21 protein-coding genes are annotated in these 23,708 nt (G+C 72.0%); 11 read left to right on the top strand and 10 right to left on the bottom strand.

Features of this window, described 5'->3' with window-relative positions; all coding sequences use genetic code 11:
- Positions 1-35: 35 nt before the first annotated feature.
- On the bottom strand, positions 36-1,058 hold the full coding sequence (locus tag MNO14_RS14660; RefSeq protein ID WP_241944425.1) for a glucokinase family protein: 1,023 nt from the start codon (positions 1,056-1,058) through the stop codon (positions 36-38).
- A gap of 383 nt (positions 1,059-1,441) precedes the next feature.
- On the opposite strand from MNO14_RS14660, the gene MNO14_RS14655 reads away from it, so the two are divergent.
- The 8 genes from MNO14_RS14655 to MNO14_RS14620 all read left to right on the top strand — a co-directional run bounded on the left by MNO14_RS14655 (position 1,442) and on the right by MNO14_RS14620 (position 9,398).
- The gene (locus tag MNO14_RS14655) at positions 1,442-2,737 is read left to right on the top strand and encodes a sugar MFS transporter (RefSeq protein ID WP_241944424.1); all 1,296 of its coding nucleotides are present in this window, start codon (positions 1,442-1,444) and stop codon (positions 2,735-2,737) included.
- Between the two features lie 30 nt (positions 2,738-2,767).
- Positions 2,768-3,847: a LacI family DNA-binding transcriptional regulator gene (locus tag MNO14_RS14650; RefSeq protein ID WP_241944423.1), complete on the top strand. Its 1,080-nt coding sequence runs from the start codon at positions 2,768-2,770 to the stop codon at positions 3,845-3,847.
- Entirely contained in the window at positions 3,831-4,886 is a 1,056-nt protein-coding gene (locus MNO14_RS14645; RefSeq protein WP_241944422.1) for an SIS domain-containing protein, read from the top strand. The genes MNO14_RS14650 and MNO14_RS14645 overlap by 17 nt, the downstream gene beginning before the upstream one ends.
- A complete protein-coding gene (nagA, locus tag MNO14_RS14640; RefSeq protein WP_241944421.1) occupies positions 4,886-6,025 on the top strand; it encodes an N-acetylglucosamine-6-phosphate deacetylase in 1,140 nt (379 codons plus the stop codon). The genes MNO14_RS14645 and nagA overlap by 1 nt, the downstream gene beginning before the upstream one ends.
- Position 6,026: 1 nt before the next feature.
- Positions 6,027-7,097 carry a heparan-alpha-glucosaminide N-acetyltransferase domain-containing protein gene (locus tag MNO14_RS14635; RefSeq protein ID WP_241944420.1) on the top strand — a complete coding sequence of 357 codons (1,071 nt, stop codon included), beginning with the start codon at positions 6,027-6,029 and terminating at the stop codon, positions 7,095-7,097.
- Positions 7,098-7,160: 63 nt separating this feature from the next.
- Complete coding sequence (locus MNO14_RS14630) at positions 7,161-8,201, top strand: phosphotransferase (protein ID WP_241944419.1); 1,041 nt, start codon at positions 7,161-7,163, stop codon at positions 8,199-8,201.
- Positions 8,198-8,554 (top strand): VOC family protein, encoded by a 357-nt coding sequence (locus tag MNO14_RS14625; RefSeq protein WP_241944418.1) that lies wholly within the window; start codon positions 8,198-8,200, stop codon positions 8,552-8,554. The genes MNO14_RS14630 and MNO14_RS14625 overlap by 4 nt, the downstream gene beginning before the upstream one ends.
- 7 nt (positions 8,555-8,561) lie before the next feature.
- Positions 8,562-9,398, top strand: a complete 837-nt coding sequence (locus MNO14_RS14620; RefSeq protein WP_241944417.1) for a DUF72 domain-containing protein — start codon at positions 8,562-8,564, stop codon at positions 9,396-9,398.
- 113 nt (positions 9,399-9,511) lie between these two features.
- Here the strand turns inward: MNO14_RS14620 and bla are convergent, their stop codons facing one another.
- The 8 genes from bla to MNO14_RS14580 all read right to left on the bottom strand — a co-directional run bounded on the left by bla (position 9,512) and on the right by MNO14_RS14580 (position 17,283).
- Complete coding sequence (bla, locus tag MNO14_RS14615; RefSeq protein WP_241946357.1) at positions 9,512-10,375, bottom strand: subclass B3 metallo-beta-lactamase; 864 nt, start codon at positions 10,373-10,375, stop codon at positions 9,512-9,514.
- Between the two features lie 160 nt (positions 10,376-10,535).
- The gene (locus MNO14_RS14610) at positions 10,536-10,832 is read right to left on the bottom strand and encodes a peptidase (RefSeq protein WP_241944416.1); all 297 of its coding nucleotides are present in this window, start codon (positions 10,830-10,832) and stop codon (positions 10,536-10,538) included.
- Positions 10,825-12,111: a multifunctional CCA addition/repair protein gene (locus tag MNO14_RS14605; protein WP_241946356.1), complete on the bottom strand. Its 1,287-nt coding sequence runs from the start codon at positions 12,109-12,111 to the stop codon at positions 10,825-10,827. The genes MNO14_RS14610 and MNO14_RS14605 overlap by 8 nt, the downstream gene beginning before the upstream one ends.
- Before the next feature lie 5 nt (positions 12,112-12,116).
- Positions 12,117-14,075 (bottom strand): lytic transglycosylase domain-containing protein, encoded by a 1,959-nt coding sequence (locus MNO14_RS14600; RefSeq protein WP_241944415.1) that lies wholly within the window; start codon positions 14,073-14,075, stop codon positions 12,117-12,119.
- A 77-nt stretch (positions 14,076-14,152) separates the two neighbouring features.
- Positions 14,153-14,689, bottom strand: coding sequence for a hypothetical protein (locus MNO14_RS14595; protein ID WP_241944414.1), 537 nt, complete (start codon positions 14,687-14,689; stop codon positions 14,153-14,155).
- Positions 14,686-15,402 (bottom strand): class I SAM-dependent methyltransferase, encoded by a 717-nt coding sequence (locus MNO14_RS14590; RefSeq protein WP_241944413.1) that lies wholly within the window; start codon positions 15,400-15,402, stop codon positions 14,686-14,688. Before MNO14_RS14590 ends, MNO14_RS14595 begins: the two co-directional genes overlap by 4 nt.
- Complete coding sequence (locus MNO14_RS14585; RefSeq protein WP_241944412.1) at positions 15,399-16,028, bottom strand: GDSL-type esterase/lipase family protein; 630 nt, start codon at positions 16,026-16,028, stop codon at positions 15,399-15,401. Before MNO14_RS14585 ends, MNO14_RS14590 begins: the two co-directional genes overlap by 4 nt.
- A complete protein-coding gene (locus MNO14_RS14580; protein ID WP_241944411.1) occupies positions 16,021-17,283 on the bottom strand; it encodes an aminotransferase class I/II-fold pyridoxal phosphate-dependent enzyme in 1,263 nt (420 codons plus the stop codon). Before MNO14_RS14580 ends, MNO14_RS14585 begins: the two co-directional genes overlap by 8 nt.
- Before the next feature lie 152 nt (positions 17,284-17,435).
- On the opposite strand from MNO14_RS14580, the gene rsgA reads away from it, so the two are divergent.
- On the top strand, positions 17,436-18,521 hold the full coding sequence (gene rsgA / locus MNO14_RS14575; protein WP_241944410.1) for a ribosome small subunit-dependent GTPase A: 1,086 nt from the start codon (positions 17,436-17,438) through the stop codon (positions 18,519-18,521).
- A gap of 99 nt (positions 18,522-18,620) precedes the next feature.
- Positions 18,621-19,847 (top strand): flavohemoglobin expression-modulating QEGLA motif protein, encoded by a 1,227-nt coding sequence (locus MNO14_RS14570; RefSeq protein ID WP_241944409.1) that lies wholly within the window; start codon positions 18,621-18,623, stop codon positions 19,845-19,847.
- Between the two features lie 4 nt (positions 19,848-19,851).
- On the opposite strand, the gene MNO14_RS14565 is transcribed toward MNO14_RS14570, so the two are convergent.
- Positions 19,852-22,980, bottom strand: coding sequence for a ligand-binding sensor domain-containing diguanylate cyclase (locus MNO14_RS14565; protein WP_241944408.1), 3,129 nt, complete (start codon positions 22,978-22,980; stop codon positions 19,852-19,854).
- Positions 22,981-23,066: 86 nt separating this feature from the next.
- Here MNO14_RS14565 and MNO14_RS14560 point away from each other — a divergent pair, with 86 nt between their 5' ends.
- Positions 23,067-23,708 carry a response regulator transcription factor gene (locus MNO14_RS14560; protein ID WP_241944407.1) on the top strand — a complete coding sequence of 214 codons (642 nt, stop codon included), beginning with the start codon at positions 23,067-23,069 and terminating at the stop codon, positions 23,706-23,708.

Genomic DNA, 23,708 nt, shown 5'->3' with positions numbered 1-23,708 from the left:
GACGTTTTCCCGACCCGCGCGCCGCCGGCGACGCGTCAGTCGAGCCGGTCGAGATACCAGCTGGCGGCGCCGATGACGCCCAGCTGCCCGTGCTCGACCAGATTCACGGGAATGCGTTCGAGCGCTTCGCGCATCGGCGCCTTGTCGAGGAACCGAGCGACGAAGTCGCTGCCCATCAGGTAGTCGCGGATCTGCGGCAGGATCCCGCCCGCCAGGTAGATGCCGCCGTGCGCGCCGTAGAGCAGCGCCATGTCGCCGATCGTGCTGCCGAGCAGGCCGCAGAAGGCATCCAGCGTCGCGCGCGCCTGCGCGTCGTCACCGGCGATCGCCGCCGCGGTGATCGCGCCCGGGGTCGTGTGGATTGGCGTGACGCCCTGCAGCGCGCACACCGCGCGGTAGAGATTGAGCAGGCCCGGGCCCGAGAGCGCGTGCTCGATCGGCACGTGGCTGCGGCCGCGCTGCAGTTCGCGCAGCAGCGCCTGTTCGCCGGCATGGCCGGTGGTCAATGCCGCCTGCCCGGCCTCTGTGGCCAGCACGACCGGGCCGTGCGCAGTCGGGATGCGCACCGCGGCGCCCAGGCCAGTGCCCGGTCCGACGATCAGCATCGGTCCCGGCGCAGCGGCATCGGGGCCGGTCAGGCGCACTACTTCGCTGGCGTCGACCTGGGCGGCAGCATGGGCGACGGCCTCGAAATCGTTGACCAGGCGGAAATCCCGGAAGCCCAACTGCGCGCGGATGCGCTCGAGCGAGATCGGCCACGGCAGGTTGGCGGTGATCACGGTGCCGTCGCCCAGGGCGTAGCCGGCGCTGGCGATCGCGCCGGCATCGACCCGGCGCCCCGGCAGCGTCGCCAGGAACTCCTCGACGATCTCCGCCAGACCCGGATAGGCCGCGCACGCGTACTTGCGGTACTCGAGCACGCGCACCGGACGCGCGGCATCGCCGGTGGCTTCGACCAGGGCGATGCGCACGTGGGTCCCGCCGACGTCGGCGGCAATGAAGGCCTCGTGCGCGGCGTGGCGATGGGCGGTCGACGAGAGGGTGGGGGTTGCAGCCACGGAAGCTCCGGAGGGGAAGGGCGCCATACGATGACAGCCGCTGCCAGATGCGACGGAGTGTCGGCATGTCATGACAACGATGTCAACGATTCGCGCGTCGAGAGTCGATCGGCGGCTTGGATCCTTCACACTTTTGCAACAATCGGCGGCATCCGCGCGAACGAACGCGATACGCGCGTCGAATCAGCAGCTTCCGGGGGCGGGCAGGGCAGAAGATCGATCGCTGGATGCCGCAATGCAGCACGCGTTTCGCGCGGAAGTTGAGGCATGATGCGGACGCCGGGTAGCGTCCGGCCTGGATTGATGACAACGTTGGTACTCGATGTCCGGTCTGCGGCAATGCCGCGCCGGTCCTGCAGTCCCGTCCGCCGGAGCGCTCCCTGATGTCTGCGATCGCGACACCGTATGCCCGCCCGAGTCACGCGACTTCGATCGCGATCATGGGCCTGCTGTTCTTCATCATCGGCTTCTTCACCTGGGTCAACGGCCCGCTGATCGCGTTCGTGCAACTGGCCTTCGAACTCGACGAGGTGAACGCCTTCCTGGTGCTGATGGTGTTCTACCTGTCGTACTTCTTCCTCGCGCTGCCCGCGGCCTGGGTGCTGCGCCGGACCGGCATGAAGAAGGGCCTGGCACTGAGCCTGTTCGTGATGGCCGCTGGTGCGATGCTGTTTGGCGAGTTCTCGACCCAGCGCTGGTACGCCGGTGCGCTGTCGGGGCTGTTCGTGATGGGCAGCGGACTGGCGCTGCTGCAGACCGCAGTCAACCCATACGTGAGCATCCTGGGGCCGATCGAGAGCGCGGCGCGGCGCATCGCGCTGATGGGCATCTGCAACAAGGTCGCCGGCATCCTGGCGCCGGTGGTGCTGGGCACGGTGGTACTGCATGGCATGGGCGATCTCAGCGCGCAGGCCGCCGCGGCCGATGCCGCTGGACGCGCGCAGTTGCTGGGCGAGTTCGCCGCCAAGATCCATCTGCCTTATCTGGTCATGGCTGGCGTGCTGATGCTGGTCGCGCTGGGCGTGCTGTTCTCGCCGCTGCCCGAACTGCGGCCGGCCGAGGCCAACGCTGCGGCCGAGCCGGGCGAGGGCGCGCGCGTGCGTGGGCTGTTCCAACTGCCGCACCTGTGGCTGGGCGTGCTGTGCCTGTTCCTCTACGTCGGTGTGGAGGTGCTGGCCGGGGACGCGATCGGCACCTACGGCAACGGCTTCGACCTGCCGCTGGACCGGACCAAGTTCTTCACCTCGTTCACCCTCGGCGCGATGCTGCTCGGCTACGTGGCCGGTCTGGTCGCGATTCCGCGATTCGTCAGCCAGGAACGCTACCTGGGCATTTCGGCGGTACTGGGCATCGTGTTCTCGGCCGGCGCGTTCCTGAGCCACGGCTACGTCGCAGTGGGCTTCGTCGCCGCGCTCGGGTTTGCCAACGCGATGATGTGGCCGGCGATCTTCCCGCTGGCGATCAAGGGCCTGGGCCGGCTGACCGAGACCGGTTCGGCGCTGCTGATCATGGGCATCGCCGGTGGCGCGATCGTGCCGCAGCTGTTTGCGGTGCTCAAACAGCACTACGATTTCCAGTTGGTGTTTCTGGCGCTGACCCTGCCGTGCTACCTGTACATCCTGTACTACGGTCTGCGCGGGCATCGCGCCGGCCACGCGGCGCGCCGGGCTGCGCGATGATGGCGGCCTGAGAGAATGCCGGAGCCGGACGTGCGCAAACCCACCATCAAGGATGTCGCCGAGCGGGCCAAGGTCTCGCTCAAGACCGTCTCGCGGGTGATCAACAACGAGCCGTCGGTGCTGCAGGCCACCCGCGCGCGGGTGCTGCACGCGATCGCCGAGCTCGACTACGAGCCCGATCCGTCGGCGCGTAACCTGCGCAGCGCGACTTCGTTCGTGATCGGGCTGATCTACGACAACCCCAACCCGTACCACATCATCGGCGTGCAGAACGGCGTGCTCGCCGCGTGCCGGGAAACCGGCTTCGGCTTGCAGATCCATCCCTGCGATGCGAGCTCGCCGCTGCTGGTCGAGGAACTGGTGGAGTTCGTGCGGCGATCGCGACTGGCCGGCCTGGTGCTGACCGCGCCGATGTCCGAGCGGCGCGAACTGATCGACGCGCTGACCGAACGCGGCATCCGCCTGGTGCGCATCATCGCCGCCACCGAGGACCCGCGTGACGGCCATCCCTGTGTGTTCGTCGACGACCGCGACGCCGCCTACGAGATCACCGAGCATTTGATCCAGCTCGGCCACCAGCGCATCGGTTTTCTTTGGGGCGGGCCGCAGCACCATTCCAGCGGCGAGCGCCACGCCGGCTACGAGGCCGCGCTCAAGGACTACGGCATTCCGCACGACAAGCACCTGGTGGTGCCCGGCGACTACACCTTCGACGACGGCTTCCGCGGCGCGCGTCGGCTGCTGGCGCTGCGCGACCCGCCGACCGCGATCTTCGGCTCCAACGACGAGATCGCCGCCGGCGTGCTGGCCGCCGCCAAGTCGGCCGGCATGCACGTGCCCTTTGATCTGTCGATCGCCGGCTTCGAGGACAGCCCGTTCTCGCGTCAGTCGTGGCCGCCGCTGACCACCGCCAAGCAGGCCACCGAGGACATCGCGCGGCAGGCCGCGCGGATGCTGATCGCCAGCCTGCGCGAGGACGCCGATGCCGTCGCCGCGCAGGCCACCCACAACCAGGGCTTCGTGCCGCAGCTGGTGGTGCGCGGGTCCACCGCGCCGATGCGACCGCGGCCGACGCCGTCACCGGGACCCGAGGATGCTCCACACGACTGAGGCGCCGCGCGACGCGGCCAACACCTGGATGTTCCGCGAGGCCGCGCAGGCGCCGGACGTCGTCGCCGCGCAGTTCGCGCGCAACGCCGACACCGTCGATGCGCTGGTTGAAGCGCTCGTCGCGCGCCCGCCGCCGTTCGTGGTGACCTGCGCGCGCGGCAGTTCCGACCACGCCGCGACCTACGCCAAATACCTGTTCGAGACGCGCTTAGGGATCGTCACCGCATCGGCCTCGCCGTCGGTCGGCTCGGTGTATGCCGCGCCGCAGCGCATGCACGGCGCGCTGTTCATCGCGATCTCGCAATCGGGCCGCAGCCCCGATCTGCTGCGCAACGCCGAGGCCGCGCGTGCGGCCGGCGCGTACGTGGTCGCGCTGGTCAACGTCGAGGATGCGCCGCTGGCGCAGCTCGCCGACACTGTGCTGCCGCTGCATGCCGGCCCCGAGCGCAGCGTCGCGGCGACCAAGAGCTATCTGGCCTCGCTGTCGGCGCTGCTGCAGCTCACCGCGCACTGGCAGCGGGCCGCCAGCGGCGACACCGCGCTGGCCGCGGCGCTACCGGCGCTGCCCGAGGCGATGCGCGCGGCCTGGGCCTGCGACTGGTCGCCCTTGGTCGAGGGCCTGGCCAATGCGCGCAACCTGTTCGTGCTCGGTCGCGGCACCGGTCTGGGCGCGGCGCAGGAGGCGGCGCTGAAGTTCAAAGAGACCTGCGGCCTGCACGCCGAGGCCTACAGCGCCGCCGAGGTCCGCCACGGGCCGATGGCGCTCGTCGGCCCCCGGTTCCCGGTACTGCTGCTGGCCCAGCCCGACGGCACCGACGCTGGCACGCGTGCGGTCGCCGACGAGTTCCGCGGCCGTGGCGCGGACGTGTGGCTGGCCGCGCCCGGTGGCGATCTACCGGTTGCCGCGGCGCCCGAACCGGCCTGCGCGCCGCTGCTGGCAGTGCAGAGCTTTTATCGCGCGGCCAATGCGCTGTCGCTGCGGCGTGGCTTCGATCCCGATGTCCCGCCGCATCTCAACAAGGTCACGGAGACCGTCTGATGGCCCTCGCCTTGGTCAATGGCCGCGTGTTGACCGACGCCGGCTTCCGCGACGACATCGCGGTGCTGGTCGAGGGCGCGCGCATCGCCGCGCTGCTCGCGCACGACGACCCGAAGCTGCGCGAGGTCGAGCGTCACGACCTCGACGGGTTGCATCTGTTGCCTGGCTTCGTCGATGCCCAGGTCAACGGCGGCGGCGGCGTGCTGTTCAACAACGCGCCGACCGTCGAGGCGATCGCCACGATCGCCGCCGCGCACCGGCGCTTCGGCACGACCGCGCTGCTGCCGACGCTGATCAGCGACGATGTCGAAGTGATGCGCGAAGCGATCGCGGCAGTGGACGCGGCGATCGCCGCCGGCGTGCCCGGCGTGATCGGCATCCACCTGGAAGGTCCCTACATCGCGCCCGAGCGCCGCGGCACCCACGATGCCGGCAAGTTCCGGGTGCCCGGTGCCGACGAGATCGCGCTGGCGACCTCGCTGCGCGGCGGTGTCACCCTGGTCACGCTGGCGCCCGAACGCGTGCCGGCCGACACCGTGCGTGCGCTGGTCGCCGGCGGCGCGATCGTCGCCGCCGGGCACACCGCGGCGACCTGGGCGCAGGCGCGCGCGGGCCTGGAAGCGGGCATCCGCGGCTTCACCCATCTCTACAACGCGATGTCGCCGCTGCAGGGGCGCGAGCCGGGCGCGGTCGGCGCCGCGCTCGAAGACCGCAAGGCTTGGTGCGGGATCATCGTCGACGGCGCGCATGTGCATCCGGCCAGCCTGCGCATCGCACTGGCCGCCAAGCCACGCGGCAAGGTGTTCCTGGTCACCGATGCGATGCCCCCGGTCGGCGCCGACCACCCCGACTACGTGCTCTATGGCGAGACGATCACTGCCGTCGACGGCGTGGTGCGCAACGCCGCCGGTGCGCTCGCCGGCTCGGCGCTCGACATGATGGCGGCGGTGCGCAATACCGTGCGCACGCTCGACGTGCCGCTGGACGAAGCGGCGCGGATGGCGGCGACCTATCCGGCGCAGTTCCTCGGCCTCGACGACCGGCTGGGCCGCATCGCGCCCGGCCTGCGCGCGGACTTCGCGCTGGTCGACGACACGCTGTCGCTGCGCGGGACCTGGATCGGTGGCGCGGTTGGCTGACATGGCCGCGCGGCCCGCGCGGCTGACCAGCGTCGATGCGCTGCGCGGCATCGCGGTCGCCGCGATGTTGCTGGTCAACACGCCCGGCGACTGGGACCACGTCTACGCGCCACTGCGGCATGCGGCCTGGCACGGCTGCACGCTGGCCGACCTGGTATTCCCGACCTTCCTGTTCGTGGTCGGTGTGTCGATCGCGTTGTCGCTGTCGCCCCGGCGGGAGGCAGGGGCCGATGTCGCCCGGCTGCGTCGCAGCGTACTCGCGCGCGCGGCGCGGCTGGTGCTGATCGGCCTGGCGTTGCATCTGCTGGCCTGGTGGGTACTCGACCTGGCGCATTTCCGCCCGTGGGGGGTGCTGCAGCGTATCGGCGTGTGCTTCGCGCTCGCCGGACTTGCGGCGCTGTCGCTGTCGCCGCGCGCGCAATGGGCACTGCTGGCCGGGCTGCTTGTGGCCGGTGCGGTGGCCCTGGGCCTGGGCGGGACCGCGCCCGGGAGCAACCCGTTCGACCGGCTCGACACCGCGCTGTTCGCGCCGTGGCTGTATCGCTACGACCCGGTCACCGGCCTGGGCCACGACCCGGAGGGCCTGGCGAGCACGGCGGGTGCGCTGGCGACAACGCTGCTGGGCGTGCGCGCCGGCGACTGGCTGCGTTTAGGGCGCGTGCGCGCGCTGGCCGCGTTGGGCGTGATCGCATGCGCGCTCGGCGCGGCGTGGTCGCTGGCGCTGCCGCTCAACAAGCCGCTGTGGAGCGGGTCCTACGTGCTGTGGACCGGCGGGCTGGCCGCGCTTGCGCTCGTCGGCCTGCACCTGCTGATCGACCAGCGCGGTTGGCCAGCCTGGGGCCGCCGCTTCGGCGTCAACGCGATCGCGGTCTATGCCGGTTCGAGCGCGCTGGTGCTGCTGGCCATCGGCGCCGGCTTGTGGGCCCCGCTCTACCGCGTGCTGTTTGCCGCACCGTTGACGCCGGTGCTCGGCGCGCAGGGCGCGTCGCTGGCCTTCGCGCTGGCGTTCGTCGCGCTGTGGTGGGCGGTCGCCGCCTGGATGGACCGGCGGCGGTGGTACCCGAAGGTCTGAAGCCGCGATGCCGCGCTCGCGCCGAGCTTGTACCCTGCGCATCCCGCCTCACGCATTCGCCCGATGACCGCGACGTTTCCCGTCTCCCCGGAGGCCGATCCCGACCACAGCGCCATTCGCCTGGCCTGGGCGCGCCGCGCGGCCGGCGATGCGGCGCTGACGCTGGTCCGCGCATCGACCGATGCCGGCTTCCGAAGCTACTGGCGCACCCAGGGCACAGACGCGGCGCGCATCGTCATGGATTCGCCGCCCGAGCTCGAGGACGTGCGGCCGTGGCTGCGTATCCGCACGTTGCTGCGCGAGGCCGGCGTGCGTGTGCCCGAGGTGCTGGCGGAGGACACCGATGCCGGGTTCCTTCTGCTGGAGGATCTGGGGCCGCGCACCTGTCTGGATGTCGTCGACGACGCCGGTGCCGATGCGATGGTCGACGCCGCGTTCGAGCAACTGCTGCGGCTGCAGGCGATCGCCTGCCCCGCGGACCTGCCGACCTACGACGCACCGATGCTGCAACGCGAGCTTGACCTGTTCGAAGACTGGTTCCTCGGCCGCCACCTCGGTGTGACGCTCGACGCGGACGCGCGCGCCGGCCTGCAGGCCGTGCAGCGGACGCTGATCGAGGCCGTGCTGGCGCAGCCGCAGGGCTTCGTGCACCGCGACTACATGCTGCGCAACCTGATGCCCGAGGGCGCGGGCGTGGCGGTGATCGATTTCCAGGGTGCCGTGCGCGGGCCGCTGGCCTACGACCCGGTCAGCCTGTTCCGCGATGCCTTCCGCAGCTGGCCGCCGGCGCGCGTTGATGCCTGGCTCGCGCGTTACCACGCCCGTGCGCGCGCCGCCGGGGTGCCGCTCGACCCCGATCCCGCTGTGTTCGCGCGCCATGCCGACCTCGCCGGCCTGCAACGCCATCTCAAGATCCTCGGCCTGTTTGCGCGCTTGCACTACCGCGATGGCAAGCCCCGGTATCTCGCCGATGCGCCGCGCTTCGTCGCGTATCTCGACCAGGTGCTCGCGCGCGAACCGGCGCTCGCACCGCTGGCCGTCATCCTCGACCGCCACGTGCGGCCGCATCTCGCAGCGGCCGCCTCGCCGGAGGTTGCACGATGACCCAGACCGTGATCCCGCAGCTGCGCATGACCGATGCCGTGCGTAGTCTCGCGTTCTACGCCGCGCTCGGCTTCCGGGTCGACTGGGAGCATCGGTTCGAACCCGGGCTGCCGCTGTTCGCGCAGCTCACCCGCAATGGTCAGACGCTGTTCCTGAGCGGGCATGCGGGCGATTGCGCAGTCGGCGGCGCGGTCTACTTCAAGGTGGCCGACGTCGATGCCTGCGCGCATGCGTTCGCGGCTGCCGGTGTCGCGATCCTGCAGCCGCCACACGACACCGACTGGGGCACGCGCGAGATGCTGCTCGTCGACCCCGACCACAACCGACTGCGCTTTGCGCAGCATCCCGACTGAGGTTCTCATGATCGACCTGTTCGACGCCCCGCCGCAGCCGGTCGACGGCATCCGCACCGGGATCGGCGGCTGGACCTTCGCGCCGTGGCGCGACAACTTCTACCCCAAGGGCCTGGTGCAGAAGCGCGAGCTCGAATACGCAAGCCGGCGTCTGACCGCGATCGAGGTCAACGGTACGTTCTACGGCGCGCAGAAGCCGGCGACCTACGCCGCGTGGCGCGCGGAAACGCCCGAGGGCTTCATGTTCTCGCTCAAGGCGCCGCGCCACATCGTCGGCGCGCGCGCACTGGCCGGCACCGGCCCGCGCATCAAGGCCTTCGTCGGGGGCGGTATCGCCGAGCTCGGCGATCGGCTCGGCCCGCTGCTGTGGCAGTTCGCCCCGAACCGCCGCTTCGACGCCGACGATATCGAGGCCTTTCTCGCGCTGTTGCCGCGCGAGGTCGACGGCCTGCCGCTGCGCCACGCCATCGAAGTCCGTCATCCCTCGTTCCAGAGCGCCGCCTGGCTGGCGCTGGCGCGCGCGCATGAAGTCGCCACAGTGTTCACCGATTCGGCCGATTACCCGTCATTCGCCGACCTGACCGGCGACTTCGTCTACGCCCGGCTGATGTCCAGCCGCGAGGAGCACCCGCAGGGCTACCCCGGCCTGCAACTCGACGCCTGGGCAGAGCGCGCGCGCCAGTGGGCGAAGGGCGGTGCACCGTCCGACCTGCCCTATGCCGGCGAGCGCGATGCTGCGCCGGTCGTGCCGCGCGAGACCTTCGTGTTCTTCATCTCCGCAGCCAAGGCCCGCAATCCCGCCGCCGCGATGGCGCTGCAGCAGCGGCTCGAAGCGACCGCATAGCGCCGTGGATCACCGCCCCCGCAGCGCGGGAGCGTCGGTGCGCGCAGCGTGCCGGGTGGGGGCAAGGGCAGTGCACGCGTTCGCGTGGCCGCGCCCACCAACTGGCGCAGCGCTCAGCCCACCGCGCCCTGGCGTTCGGCGTTGAGCTGGGCCTCGAACGCGGCCTCGGCGGCGTCGGCATACGTCGTGCAGGTGGCCGGGCGTGCGCGCTCGAGCGTTGCGCCATAGCGCAGCCCGCTGAAGTCGGGATGCGGGGTCAGCAGCAGGTCGCAGGGCAGGCTGCGCACGCGCGCGAAGCTCGCGCGATAGGCGTCGACGATGTGCGGATAGCGCGGGTTGTCGAGCAAGCGGTAATCCGGCGCACTGAGGCTGTCGACGTAGGCGATCCGCACGGGCGTGCCGTCGTCGGCCCGGTCGGTCCAGGTCCAGCTCATGCTGCCCGGGGTGTGGCCGGGCGTGAAATGCACCTGCAAGCGCAGCTCGCCCAATGCCAGCGTTTCGCCGTCCTGCAGCAGGCGATCGGTGACGACCGGCGGATAGAGAAACGCATCGCCATAGTGGAGGTCGTCGCTGCCGCCGCGCGCGAGCAACTGTGCCGATTCGGCATTGGCCACGACCCGGGCACCGGTGGCCCGACGCAGGGCCGCCAACGGGCCGACGTGATCGGCATGGGCATGGCTGAGCACGATGAATTTCAGATCGGACGGGGCCACGCCGAGGGCGGCCATGTTCGCGAGCAAGTGCTCGGCGGTCTGTGGCATGCCGCCGTCGATCAGGATGGCCCCGGCATCGCCCTTGAGCAGCAACGCGCTCAACTGCGTCGTGCCGATCTGCCAGGTACCGGCGGCGATGCGCAATGGCGCGACCGGCTGCCGCCAGGCGGCGGGCACCTCGTAGGCGCGCAACTGCGGCAGCGGCTCGGCCGCCTTCGCCGGCACCGCACCGAGGCCGCCGAGCGCCGCCGTCGTCCACAGCATCCAACCGATCGCGCTTCGCATCATCCACTCCGGTCATTGGGAGTGGTCGATTGTCGACAGGCCCTCACGCACGCCACAAGCGCGACGATCTCATCGCAGCCATGAGCGGATTCGATGGCGACGACCGCGCACATGCCGGCATGGCCGGCGGCGTTGCGAGCTAGCGGACGGGCGCGTCGCCTGGCTGCGGCGCATCGGCCGGCGCCGCGCACCAGGCCTCGACGGCGGGCGCGGTGTTCTCGATGCCCTCGCGTTCGGCCAGCTCCCACGGTCGTTCGCAGGCCGCGCTGCGTGCGCACCAGGCATAGCCCGCCGAGCCGATGCAGCCATGGGCATCGCGGTCGCCGCCGACCGCGGTCGGTGTGGTGGTCGGAGCGGGCGTGGCGGGGGCGGGCGCCTGCGGTGGGCTGCAAGCCGTCAGCAGCAGCCCCAGGGACAGAATCACGGCCTTATGCATCGGAGACTCTCGTATCGGAACGATTCGAGGATGCCGACACCGGCGTGGTCGGTGCGTCGCCGCCACGCGCAGCACCGATCGCGGCGATCCGTGCACGCCGCAGCGCCTCACCGATTGCCGGGCCGGTGAGGCCTTCCGCGGCGATGTCGCGGGCGTTGAGCGCGCACGCGGCGGCATGGGCGCGGCGCAGCTGCGCACCTTGCGGATAGTCGCTATCGGCGCTGCCCAGGCGGCCGCGCTTGTCGGCCTCGCAGACCAGCGCGAGCTGGTCGATGCGTTCGGGCCGGCGGAAGCCGTCGCAGCGTGCGATGAGTTCGTAGAGCGTGGCATCGCGCAGTTCGGCGATGCGATGCACGTTGAGGTGTTCGCGGCAGGCGACGATCGCCAGTTCGCGATGCGCGACCGGCACCTTGAGCCGCGCGCACAGCGCCTCGAGCGGACGCACGCCCGCATGCTCGTGGCCGACGTGGCGCGGCAACTGGTCGGCCGGCGTCAATGCCTTGCCGAGGTCATGGGTCAGTGCGGCGAAGCCGATCACATCGTCGCCCGGCGCCAGCCGCGCGGCCATGTCGACGACCAGCTCGATGTGCACGCCGGTGTCGACCTCGGGGTGGTACTCGGCGCGCTGCGGCACGCCGTACAGCGCATCGACTTCGGGCAGCACGACCGCGAGCGCGCCGCAGTCGTGCAAGGTGCGCACGAACGCCGAGGGCCGCGCCGAGCCCAGGGCGCGGCGCAGTTCCTGCCACACGCGTTCGGGTGTCAGCGTCGCCAGTTCGCCGGCCTCGACCATCGCGCGCATCAGCGCCATCGTCTCGTCGGCGACGGTGAAGCCGAGCGGCGCGAACCGCGCCATGAAGCGTGCGGCGCGCAGCACCCGCAGGGGGTCTTCGGAGAACGCCGGGCCGACGTGGCGCAGCACCCGCGCATCGACATCGCGCGCGCCGCCGTAGGGATCGACCAGGCTGCCGTCGGGCGCCTGGGCGATCGCGTTGATCGTGAAGTCGCGGCGCTCGAGATCCTGTTCCAGCGTCACCGACGGATCGGCATCGACGACGAAGCCGCGATGGCCGCGTCCGGCCTTGCGCTCGGTGCGTGCCAGCGCGTATTCCTCGCCGGTGCGCGGATGCAGAAACACCGGGAAATCGCGGCCGATCGCGCGGAAGCCGGCCGCCTCCATCGCCGCCTGGGTCTGGCCGACGACGACGAAATCGCGATCACCCGCCGGCTGGCCGAGCAGCGCATCGCGCACCGCGCCACCGACCAGATAGGTCTGCATCGTGTTCACGGCGTGGGGCAGGCGAATGGCGTCTGTCGGGCGTCGCCGACGCCGCGCAGGCGTTCGTCGAGCTTGGCCGCGCGGCCGTACATGCGCCAGTCGTAGAGCACGCTGAAGGCGAGCACGCGGGCGACGTACTCGCGCGTCTCGCGGTAGCTGATCGTCTCGATCCAGAAATCAGGGTCCATGTCCGGGCGCTGCGCCAGCCAGCGCGAAGTCGGCGTCGGCCCGGCGTTGTAGGCCGCGATCGCGACGTAGGGTTTGCCGTACATGTCCTTCTTCTCGCGCAGGTAGGCGGTGCCCAGCGCGACGTTGGTCTCAGGGTCGTAGAGGCTCTCGGCGCCGCCCCAACTGCGGCCGAGCCGGCGCGCGACCGCCGCGCCGGTCGACGGCAGCACCTGCATCAGTCCGCGGGCATCGGCCGGCGAACGAGCGCGCGGGTTGAACGTGCTCTCGGCGCGGATCTCGGCCGCGACCCAGGCCGGGTCCAGGTCGTGGCGCTTGGCCTCGCGCTCGATCAGCGCCTGCTGGGTCAGCGGGAAGCGCAGCGCGTAGAGCCGGGTTTCGTCGGGTTGGCGGCCGAGGCCGAACACCGCGCGGTCGTACCAGCCGTTCTCCTGCGCCACCAGCACCGCGATGCGCCGCTGCTCGTCGTCGAAGCGCTCGAGCGCGGCGCTCCACTCGCGCGTCGCCCAGATCGGCCGCTCGATGCGATACAACGCCATCGCCCGCACGATGCCCGGGTCGGTCGCCACGCGCGTCTTGGCCTCGTTCGACGGCGCGAAGTCCCAGGGGCACAGTGCATAGGGCTGGCCGAGGCGGTCGGCGGCGAGGAAGCCGTGGAAGTCGGATTTCGTCGCCGCGTCGCGGTACAGCCGTTCGGCGGTCGCCGGGTCGCCGGTCAGCGCTGCCAGCCGCGCCTCGAAGTAGGTCCAGCGCGATTGCGCGCGCTGCGTCGCGCCCATCGCGCGGATCGCCGACAGCGCCGCTGGCCAGTCGCTGCGCGCCATCGCCTCGCGTGCGCGCCATTCGTGCAGGCGCTCGTCGTAAGCCGAGGCCGGCACCCGCGCCAGCAGTCGCGCCGAGTCCGGCAGATAGGAGGCCACCGTCCACAGCGCGGCCTGGTAGAGCACGCGGCCGTTGTCTTCCTCGGTGAAGCCCAGCGCGGTCGCGACCGCCGGCAGTTGTGCCTCGGCGCCCAGCGGGTCGTTCTTGGCCAGGCGCGCCAGCCCGTGCGAGGCGACCAGCCGGCTGCGCGCGGTCTTCGGCCAGCCGGTGGCGCGCGCGTGCGGCGCCTGCAGATAGGCCGCGTAGTCGGTGGCCAGCGGCTGCTCGGCCGCTGAAAGCCCGCGGGCGATCCCGCGCGCGATCGCCACATCCTGCGCGGCGACCGCCAGGTCGAAACGTTCCCAGCGCAGGGCGTCGTCGAGACCGCCGCGCGCGGACAACGTCTGCAGCGGGGCGTCGCAGGTGTCGGGCAGCGACGTGCCGCTGCTGCGCCAGATCGCCTGCGCGTCGCGCGTCCACTGCGCGTCGGTGGTGCCGGTGCGCGCGCGCGCGTCCAGTTCGATGCAGCGCAGCGCGACGTTCGAGATCGACGGCGACCAGGCCGCACGCACGCCGGCCCAATCCTGGCGCTTGGCCAGTGCACGCAGCCAGCTCTCGCGGAAGACCTCGGCCACTGGCGCACCGGCATGCCGGGTCAGGAAGTCCTGGCCCTGCGCCAGCGGCAGCGTGTCGAGATTGCGCCGCAGCGCGGCCAGTTCCAGCCAGGCGGCGGCCGGATGGCCGGTCATTGCCGGTGGCACCGGCTGGCCGCGCTCAGCCGCCTGCATCGCGGCGAGAAAGCCGTCGTCGCCCGGTGCTTGCGCCTGCGCAGCAGCGGCGAGCGCGAGCAGGGACAGCAGGGCGCCACGCAGCGTGCGCGGCAGCGGATGGGCGGTGCGAGGGGCGCTGGACGGCATCGGCAGACAGGCTTGGCGACGGGCCGACGACTATAGCCAAGCGTCGCTGAAGCAGATGTGGGAGCGGCGGTCCCGCGTCAGTCCGCGCGCAGCCAGGCGAGCACCGCGTCGACGTCGTCGGCCTCGAGCAGCAACTCGGCCAGCGCGTGCTGGCCGGTCGCCGCGGCGGTGGCGGCCAGCGCCGATGCGCACAGTGTCTCGTCCCAGTCCGGCGTGGCGACCAGGCCGGCGAGCAGCGGCAACCGGGCGAGCGCGGCGACATAGCCATCGATCAGGCTGTCGGGAATCACCGCATCGCTGGCGGCGCGCGCCAGCTCGATGCTCGCCGGCAACACGAAATGGCTCGGGCAGGCGCGCTCGGGCGCCTCGGCCAGCGCGGCGACGATGTGCGGCACGGCCGCGAACGAGGCCGGGTGCACGCGACCCTCGTCGCACAGCGCCGCCCACAGCGCCTGCCAGGGCGGGCTCTGCCAGCTGTCCTCGGTCGCGCCGTCGAGCTGCGCCAGCAGCGCCGGCACGCCGAGGGCGATGCCCTGCGCGCAGCTCAGGCGCGCCCATGCCGGGTCGTCGAGCGCCAGCATCGGCGCATCGGCCAGCCCGTCGCGCGGACTCATGCGCGGCGGCCCACGATCAGCCAGTTGTTGAACGGCGTGTCGCCGTACAGCGGCCGCAGCGTGGTCGCCAGGCCCGCGCCCTCGAGCTGCGTGCGCAGCCCGTCGGCGGTGGGGTAGCAGCGTGCGCGCTCCTGCATCCAACCGGCGACATTGGCCAGCCGGTCGGTGATGCGCGAGGTGCGACTGCGGGTCGAGCCGTCGGCCAGCCCGCTGCGGATCACCAGCAGTGCGCCCGGCGCGAGCATCGCGATTACCTCGTCGAGCAATGCGCGCTGGCGCTCGTGCGACAGGTACTGCAGCACGTCCAGGATCGCGACGCTGCCCTGGTGCGCCGGCAGGCCGGCGGCGAGGTCGAGCACGTCCAACTGCACGTCGGCCAGCCCGGCGCGTGCGGCGACCTCGCGACCGCGGCGGATCTTGGCCGCGTCGATGTCGACGCCGGCATAGGGCAGGGCCTGGCCATCGGCACGCAGGGCGTGTGCCAGCAGGCCCAGGCCGCAGCCCAGGTCGAGCACCGGCGCGCTCGTCGGCCGCAGCGCCTGCAGCACGCCCGGATACAGCGGGTCGGTGCGCAGCTTGGTCAGCGTGTAGTAGTAGTCGTAGCGGTTGCCCAGCGGGTGGCGCGGCAGGAAGGCGCGTGCGATGCCACGCGCGACATCACGCGGATACGGGGCGGTGGAGAGCGGAGTGGGATCGGAGACAGTCGCGGTCATGCCCGCGACAATAAGCCGCGTACGACCGGCAGCGCCAGTCGGGCCCAGGCCGCGTGCAGCGCGGCCGACGGATGCAGGCCGTCGTCGGCCAGCATCGCCGGCTCACCGCCGTGGGCGCGGCTGACCGGCGCGATGTCGACGAACGCCACACCGCGTCGCGCACAGAGTGCTGCCGCCGCGGCGTTGTAGGCATCGAGCGTGCGCGCGATCTCGCCGACGTCGCGCCCGGACTGCGCACCGAACGGCGTGACGCCCCAGTCGGGGATCGCCAGCACGCACACGCGTCCGGCGCGATCGCCGGCAAAGCGGATCGCCCGCGCGAGCAGTGCCTCGAAGCGTGGCAGGTAGTCGTCGAGGGCGCGGCCGCGGTACTGGTCGTTGACGCCGATCAGCAGGCTCACCAGATCGAACGGCCCCTCGGGTGCGGCGGCGTCGATGCCGGCGTCGAGCTCGTCGGTGGTCCAGCCGGTGGTGGCGACGATCTGCGGCGCATCGATCGCGGTTCCGGCCGCGCGCAGCGCATCGGCCAGCGCGACCGGCCAGCGCGTCGCTGGCGCGATGCCTTCGCCGATCGTGTAGCTGTCGCCGAGCGCCAGATAGCGGAGCGGCTGCGCGCGCTCAGCCATTGACCGCGCGCGGCACCAGCGGCACGACCTTGCGCGCGTGGGTGATCTGGCGATCGAGCACCCGCTCGATGCGCGAGAACACTTCGCGCAGCTGCGCCGGCTCGGGCAGCAGGGTCACGCGGAAATGGTTGCGATAGGGCACGTTGAAGCTGTTGCCCGGCACCACCAGCACGCCCTCGGCATCCATCAGGTCCAGCGCAAACGCGTGGTCGTCGAAGCCCTGCGCGTACTCGGGCGCAATGCCGGGGAACGCGTACAGCGCACCGGCCGGCTCGACCAGCTGCAGATAGCGGCTCGCCGCGCAGGCCTCGACCACCGCCCGGCGCGCCTCGTACAGCCGGCCGCCCGGCGCGCACAGCGCGCCGATCGTGTCGACGCCGGTCAGCGCGGCTTCGATCGCGAACTGCCCAGGCACGTTCGCGCACAGGCGCAGCGCGCCGAGCAGGTCCATCGCGTTGCGGAACTCGCGGCTGCGCGCCTCACTGCCCGACAGCACCGCCCAGCCCACGCGCCAGCCGCAGGCGCGGTGCACCTTCGACAGCCCGCCGAACGAGACGCAGGGCACGTCGCCTGCGATCGGCGCAAGTGGCTCGAACACCGCGCCGTCGTAGGTGATGGCGTCGTAGATCTCGTCGCACAGCAACAGCAGACCGTGGCGCTGGGCGATGGCGACGATGCGCTCGAGCAGCGCGCGTGGGTACACCGCGCCGGTCGGGTTGTTGGGATTGATCAGCACGATCGCGCGCGTGCGCGGCGACACCAGCGCTTCGAGTGCGTCGGGGTCGGGCAAAAAGCCGTGCTCGGCCTTGCACTGGTAGAACACCGGCCGCCCGTCGTTGAGGATCGTCGCCGCCGACCACAGCGGATAGTCGGGCGAGGGCACCAGCACTTCGTCGCCGGGATTGAGCAGCGCGCGCAGCGCGATGTCGATCAGTTCGCTGACGCCGTTGCCGACGAACACGCGCTCGGGCGAGACCCCATGCGCGCCGCGCGCGGCGTGGTGCGCGGCGATCGCCTCGCGCGCGACCGGCAGGCCCTGCTGGTGGGTGTAGGGATCGGTATCGTGGATGCGCCCGGCGATCGCGCGCTGCAGGTGCTCAGGGGCGCGGAAGCCGAAGGCGCCGGGATTGCCGATGTTGAGCTTGATCAGCGTGCGCCCCTGGGCCTCCAGCTCGCGCGCTCGCCGGGCCAGCTCGCCGCGGATTTCGTAGCGCACTTCGGACAGGCGTTCGCGGGTTTTGAGGGGGGCGGACATCGGACGGCGCTCTGCGCGGGGCGGGTCGCCCGATGCTAGCCCAAAAGCCGCATGAATGCGGCCGGGCCGACGAATGGACATGCCCGGCCGTCGTGCGCGCCTGGGCGCCGTCCCCGTAGAATCTGCCGCATGCCGACTGTCCCGCCGACTGCTTGACCGCCCCCGACCCCGCGCTGCGCGCGATCGGATGGCCATTCGACGGCCCCCCGTCCGGCCCCTGGGCCGAGGTGATGGCCGCGCACCCGCAGGCGCAACCCCGGCGCGTGGTCGAGCAACACCGCTCCGGCTACCTGGTCGCCGGCGCCCCCGGGCAAGCGCTGTCGGTCGAGTCGCTGCCCGACTGGCTGCGCCGCAGCGGCTACCGCAAGGGCACGATGGCCCCGGAGGACCGCGCCGCGGTCGGCGACTGGGTGCTGGTCGAGGACGCGCGCCGCATCGTTGCGATGCTGCCCCGGCGCAGCGCGATCAAGCGCGCGGCGGCCGGCGAGCATTACCGGCAGCAGTTGATCGCGGCCAACATCGATACCGTGCTCGTGGTCTGCGGCCTCGATGCCGACTTCAACCCGCGCCGCATCGAGCGCTATCTGCTGCTGGTGCAGGGCGGCGGCACGCCGGTCGTCGTGCTGACCAAGGCCGACCGCGACGGCGCCGACCCCGAGGCCGCGCGCGCGGCGCTGGCCGAGATTGCTGCGCTGGGCGTCGCGGTGCTGGCGGTCAACGCCCACGACCCCGACAGCGTCGCCGCGCTGCATCCCTGGCTCGGGCCGGGCACCACCGCGGTGCTGGTCGGCAGCTCGGGCGCCGGCAAGTCGACGCTGACCAACACCTTGCTCGGGCGCGAACACATGCGCACCGGCGCGGTGCGCGACAGCGACGACCGTGGCCGCCACACGACCACGCACCGTGCATTGATCCCGCTGCCGGCCGGTGCCTGCCTGATCGACACCCCCGGCATGCGTGAGCTCAAGCCGACTGGTGAGGAAGACCTTGCCGAAGGCGGCTTCGCCGACATCGAAGTCCTGGCCGCCGATTGCCGTTTCCGCGACTGCCGGCACGAACGCGAGCCTGGCTGCGCCGTGCGCGCCGCGGTCGACGCCGGCACCCTGACCGCGCAGCGGCTGGCGAACTATCTCAAGCTGCGCGACGAGCGCGACGCCGCCACCGCCCGCCGCGCCGACCGCCTGGCCGCCCGCCAGGACGACGCCCGCCCGACCGGACGACGGCCCGGCCGACGCTGAGGCCTGCTTCCTCCGCAGGCGGGGGAGGGAACAATGCGGACGCCGAGAGTCGACCACGCGGCGTTGCTACAGTGGCCGCGCCGCGACCAGGAGCCGCCGATGCCCGATGCGATTGCCCATCACGCCGCGCTCGATGCGCGCATGGTCGCGGCTGCGCGTGGGATCCGGTTGCTCGGGCTGGCGAGTTGGGCGCCGCAGACACAGCAGCGCTTCCTCGCGGCGTTCGCGGCCGGACGCCGCGAGATGCCGGAGGTCGTCTATCCCACGCTCGATTTCGCCGAGGCGCGACGCGAACTGGCCGCGGTCGAGGCGGCGGCCGATGCGCAGCATCCGCTGGGCGCGTACCTGATCGAATCGGCGCAGTCCTGGGATGTGGCCGCGCGCCTGCTCGAAGCATTGGGCACAGGCGCGGTCACCGCGCATGCGGTCGCGCTCTACGGACGTCCCGACGCGGTGTTACCCGGCGGGGCGCTGACGACCTGCGACGCGGCGCGGCATTTCCTCCGGATCGCCGAGGCCTACGATCCGGCCCTGCTCGGCGAGGCCGACGATCCGACGGTCGATGCCGCGACGCTGCAAGTGCAGCTCCAGGGCGATCTGGACGCGTACTTCGGTGTGCGCTTGGTCGAGGTCGCCCTTGATGCCGGGCTGATCGCCAAGGCCGCCGCCGGCGCCTATCGACTGCGACTGCGCGCCGATGCGCGCTATTCGCCGCACGACCGTGCCCAACTGCTGCAGCACGAAGCCTTCGTGCATTCGCTGACCGCGCTCAACGGCCGCGCGCAGGCGGTGTTGCCGAGTCTGGCGATGGCCGCGCCGCGCACCACCGCCACGCAGGAAGGGCTGGCGGTGTTCGCCGAGCAGATCACCGGCAGCCTCGACATCGCCCGCATGAAGCGGATCAGCCTGCGCACCGAGGCGATCGCGCGTGCCCTGGACGGGGCCGATTTCCTGCAGGTGTTCGACTACTTCCACGCCGCCGGACAAGCCCCGGCCGAGAGTTTCGCCTCAGCGCAGCGGGTGTTTCGTGGCGTGCCGCTGAGCGGCGGCTATGCCTTCACCAAGGACACGGTGTACCTGCGCGGCTTGATCGATGTGCACACCTTCTTCCGCCAGGCGCTGGCACAGCGCCAGCTGCCGCTGTGCCGGCAACTGTTTGCCGGCAAGATGACCCTGGACGACGTGCACCGGTTCGCGCCGCTGTTCGACGACGGCACCCTGCAGCCGCCGCATTGGCTGCCGCCGTGGCTGGCGCGCGCCGGCGGGCTGGCGGGCATGCTCGCGTTCTCGCTGTTCGCCAACCGTATCCGGCTCGACCAGCTCTAGGCGCTCAGAGCCCGAACGTCGGTGGCGCGGCGGTCGAATACAGGCAGCGCACGCTCTCGCCCAGGTCGGCCGGGTCGGCGCCGGCGAACAGCGCATGGAGCTGGTGCCGGCGGGGCGTGGGGGTCGGTACCAGACCGACCCAGGCGTCGCGCCCGGCGGCCTTGGCCGCGTACAGGCAGCGGTCGGCCAGGGCGCTGGTCTGCTGCCAGTCGCCGAGCGTCGGCCAGGCGGACGCGAACGGCCACGGCGCGAAGCCGATCGAGCAGGTCAGCGGCAGCGGCGCGCCGTGGGCCAGCGCCACCGGTTCGGCGGCGACGGTGTCGCGGATGCGCTCGGCCAGCCGCGCCGCGGCCTCGGCGCCGTCGAGCGGAGCGACCAGCAGGAACTCCTCACCGCCCCAGCGCACCAGCAGGTCGTCGCTGCGGCACAGGCCGCGCAGCCGCTGCGCGAACTGCACCAGCACCGCATCGCCGGCCTGGTGGCCGCGGGTGTCGTTGATGCGCTTGAACGCATCGATGTCGAGCATGAAGAAGTACAGCGCGGCCGGCGTCGCCTCCGCGGCGGCGGGCGTGGACACGCGCTGCGACGCCCGCGCAAGCCAGTCCTGCAGTTCGCGTCGGTTGGCCAGGCGGGTCAGCGGGTCGAGCCGGGTCGCCGCGTCGAGTTGTGCGTTGCTCAACTGCAGCTGCCGGTTGGCCTGCTCGAGCTGGGCGGTGCGCTCGGCGATCGTGCGGTCCAGCAGCGCCGCGCGTTCGCGCTCGCGGCGCACCGCCCGTCGCGCCCGCCAGGCGAACAGCGCCAGCGCACAGACGGCCAGCAGCGCGTAGCCGGCATAGGCCAGCGGATGGCGCCAGGGCGGCGGCGGCATGGTCATCTCCAGCACCCGCGATGGGCCGAACGTGCCGTCGCGACCGGCCGCCTGTACTTCCAGCCGATAGCGGCCGGCGGGCAGGTGGTTGAGCGAGACCTCGGTGCGCGCCTGGTGCGGATACAGCCAGCCCGCGTGCAGGCCCTCGACCCGGTAGCGCAGCTGCGCCGCGCCGGGGGCGAGGAAGTCGATGGCGGTCATGCCGATCGTGAACACGTCGTCCTCGTCGTCGAGCGCGATCCGGGTCGCGTAGACGATGTCCGTCTCGCCGGCACGGCGCGCCTCCGGGTCGCTGCGCCGGCTCAGCAACTGCAGGCCGGTGAGCACCGGGCGCGCCGGCGCGCTGCGCCGCGGCAGCTGCATCGGCGCGATCACGTCCAGCCCCAGGGTGCCGCCGAAGTACAGCAGGCCGTCCGCGTCCTGGAACGCCGAGCCGCTGTTGTATTCCTGGTTGCGCAGGCCGTCACGCCGGCCGAGGTTCTGCACGATGCCGTTCTCATGGTCGACCACGCTCAGGCCCAGATTCGTGCTCACCCACAGCCGCCCGCCCGGATCGGGCAGGATCCGGTAGACGACGTTGTTGGTCAGCCCGTCGCCGTCGGTCAGTACGGTCGAGGCGCCGGTCGCGCGGTCGATGCGGTACAGGCCGCCGCCAAAGGTGCCGGCCCAGATCGCGCGGTCATCGGCATGGATCGCCCAGACCGCACGGTGCAGACCCGCGCCGGTGGGCTGCAATCGCACGAACGTATCGCCGCGCAGCCGCCACAGCCCGCGCGTGCTGGTGCCTACCAGCAGGCTGCCGTCGATATCGGGATATAGCCTTGTGACCATGCTGCCGTCGATCGCGGCCAGGCGTGGGTCGTCTACCGCATGACCGCGCTCGAAGCGCTGCAGCCCGCCGCGAGTGCCGATCCACAGCGTGTCGCCCTGGCGCAACAGCGCATCGATGCGCGGATCGCGCAGGCCGGCGACCGGTGCGATGCGGTCGTCGCGGTGCAGGCGGTACAGCCCCGACAGCGTCCCGACCCACCAGCCGCCGACACCGTCGGGCGCGAGTGCGCGCACCGAATCGGTCGTGAGCATAGGCACCGTGCGCCACGCGCCTGTGCCATCGCGCAAGTGCAGCCCGGCATCGGTGCCGACCAACATCCGCGCACCGTCGCGCGCGACCGCGCGCACGCTCGGGCTCGGCCAGTCGCGCATGTCGCCCATGCCCACGAAGTCGTGGCGGATCACCGACGACAGCGGTCGCGCCCGGTACAGGCCCGAGGTGTAGGTCCCGATCCACCAGGCCCCCGACCGCCCCTGGTGGAAGCGGGTGATCGCACTGCGCGGTGGTTCATCGAAGCGCAACCGCTGCGGCCGGTCGCTGCCGGGCGCGAGCTGCACCACGCCGCCATCGGCGAAGCCGACCAGCAGCCGGCCGTCGTCGAGCCGGATCATCGCCGTCGGCCGCGCGGTGCTGGCGCCCAGCGCGATCATCGGCCAGTGGCGCAGCACCGCGCCGCGCAGGTCGAGCCGGTGCAGGCCGGCATCGGACGCGATCCACAGCCCTTCGGGGCCGGCCTGCAGCGCCAGGCAATGGCGCGCGCCCGGCGGCGACGGCAGCGCCGTCAGCCCGGCGTCCGCGACCGCCCACAGCCCGCAGGCGGCATCCAGCGCGACCGGCTGCGCGCGACCCTCGACCCAGACCAGGCCCACGATCTCCCCAGTCGCGCCCAGCGGGCGGACGGTGGCGACCGCCGCGTCGACATGGCCCACCCCGGCCTCGGTGCCCACCCACGCGCCGCCGTCCGGGTCGAGCAGGATCTCGGTGACGCGCGTATGCGACAGGCCCGCATCGACATCCACCCGCCGCCGCGTCCAGGTCGGCAGATGCACCACTTCCAGGCCGGCGTCGTCGGTGCCCAGCCACATCCGCGTGGTGGACGTCTCGAACGCCAGGCTGTCGATGCCGCTGCTCGCCAGGCCCGCCTCGCCGGGCGTGGCGTCGGTCCGGTAGGTGCGGAAGCGATGGCCGTCGAACCGGTTGAGGCCATCCTGCGTGGCGACCCACAGAAATCCCTGGTCGTCGCCGGACATCGACGAGACCGTCAGCTGCGACAGCCCTTCGTCGAGGCCGTAGACCTCCAGGCTCAGCGGAGGCGCCTCGTCCGGCGCCTGCGCAAAGACGTCCGCAGACGCCAGCGCGGCGAGCAGCGCGAGCAGCGCGCCACGCCAACGGCGGCGCCTGCGCGCGCGACGGATGTGCGCGTCGGTATGCACCTCGATGGCGGCTCCGGCTCCCGATCGTCCCGATCGACCATTGTGCCTTCGAAAGCGTCGCGCGATGGGCATGCCAGACTGTGGCGATGGAAACTCCCACGATCCTGGTCGCCGACGACCACCCGCTGCTGCGCGCCGCGGTCCTGCACGCGCTGCGCGACGGCCTGGGCGAGATCCGCGTGGTCGAGGCCGCCAGCGCCTCGGCCGTCGAGGCCGCGCTGCCGGCCCACCCCGAGATCGAACTGGTGTTGCTCGACCTGGCGATGCCTGGCGCGCGCGGGCTGTCGACGCTGGTCTGGCTGCGCGGCGAGCGGCCCGAGCTGCCGGTATTGGTGATCTCGTCCAACGACCACCCGCGCACCGTGCGCCGGGTGCAGCAGTTCGGCGCCGCCGGCTTCATCTCCAAGTCGGCACCGGCCGAGTCGATCGCCCAGGCGGTCGCGGCGGTGCTCGATGGCGGCAGTTGGTTCCCGCCGCTGACCGCCGAACGCTCGGAGGCCGATGCCCAGCTGGCCAGCCGCCTGGCCCAGCTCACGCCGCAGCAGGTGCGGGTGTTGCTGTGCCTGGCCGACGGCCTGCTCAACAAGCAGATCGCCCACCAGCTGGGCCTGGCCGAGAACACCGTCAAGGTCCATGTGACCGCGATCCTGCGCAAGCTCGAATGCCACAGCCGCACCCAGGCGGCGGTGCTGGTCAAGGCGCTCGAGCGCGACGAGGACGAGGACTGA

The organism is Luteimonas sp. S4-F44 (assembly GCF_022637415.1).
In the GTDB taxonomy this organism is placed as follows: Bacteria; Pseudomonadota; Gammaproteobacteria; order Xanthomonadales; family Xanthomonadaceae; genus Luteimonas.
Note: the sequence above shows the minus strand (reverse complement) of the source record. Positions and strands in the feature narration are given on the sequence as shown.

Excerpts from the sequence above, each read along its gene's own strand:
- MNO14_RS14625 (WP_241944418.1), top strand. The coding sequence starts at position 8,198 with ATGACCCAGACCGTGATCCCGCAGCTGCGCATGACCGATGCCGTGCGT.
- MNO14_RS14570 (WP_241944409.1), top strand. The coding sequence starts at position 18,621 with ATGCCCGATGCGATTGCCCATCACGCCGCGCTCGATGCGCGCATGGTC.
- MNO14_RS14635 (WP_241944420.1), top strand. The coding sequence starts at position 6,027 with ATGGCCGCGCGGCCCGCGCGGCTGACCAGCGTCGATGCGCTGCGCGGC.
- MNO14_RS14645 (WP_241944422.1), top strand. The coding sequence starts at position 3,831 with ATGCTCCACACGACTGAGGCGCCGCGCGACGCGGCCAACACCTGGATG.
- MNO14_RS14600 (WP_241944415.1), bottom strand. The coding sequence starts at position 14,075 with ATGCCGTCCAGCGCCCCTCGCACCGCCCATCCGCTGCCGCGCACGCTG.
- MNO14_RS14630 (WP_241944419.1), top strand. The coding sequence starts at position 7,161 with ATGACCGCGACGTTTCCCGTCTCCCCGGAGGCCGATCCCGACCACAGC.
- MNO14_RS14605 (WP_241946356.1), bottom strand. The coding sequence starts at position 12,111 with ATGCAGACCTATCTGGTCGGTGGCGCGGTGCGCGATGCGCTGCTCGGC.
- MNO14_RS14560 (WP_241944407.1), top strand. The coding sequence starts at position 23,067 with ATGGAAACTCCCACGATCCTGGTCGCCGACGACCACCCGCTGCTGCGC.
- nagA (WP_241944421.1), top strand. The coding sequence starts at position 4,886 with ATGGCCCTCGCCTTGGTCAATGGCCGCGTGTTGACCGACGCCGGCTTC.
- MNO14_RS14610 (WP_241944416.1), bottom strand. The coding sequence starts at position 10,832 with ATGCATAAGGCCGTGATTCTGTCCCTGGGGCTGCTGCTGACGGCTTGC.
- MNO14_RS14590 (WP_241944413.1), bottom strand. The coding sequence starts at position 15,402 with ATGACCGCGACTGTCTCCGATCCCACTCCGCTCTCCACCGCCCCGTAT.
- MNO14_RS14585 (WP_241944412.1), bottom strand. The coding sequence starts at position 16,028 with ATGGCTGAGCGCGCGCAGCCGCTCCGCTATCTGGCGCTCGGCGACAGC.
- MNO14_RS14580 (WP_241944411.1), bottom strand. The coding sequence starts at position 17,283 with ATGTCCGCCCCCCTCAAAACCCGCGAACGCCTGTCCGAAGTGCGCTAC.
- MNO14_RS14595 (WP_241944414.1), bottom strand. The coding sequence starts at position 14,689 with ATGAGTCCGCGCGACGGGCTGGCCGATGCGCCGATGCTGGCGCTCGAC.
- MNO14_RS14620 (WP_241944417.1), top strand. The coding sequence starts at position 8,562 with ATGATCGACCTGTTCGACGCCCCGCCGCAGCCGGTCGACGGCATCCGC.
- MNO14_RS14655 (WP_241944424.1), top strand. The coding sequence starts at position 1,442 with ATGTCTGCGATCGCGACACCGTATGCCCGCCCGAGTCACGCGACTTCG.
- bla (WP_241946357.1), bottom strand. The coding sequence starts at position 10,375 with ATGCTGTGGACGACGGCGGCGCTCGGCGGCCTCGGTGCGGTGCCGGCG.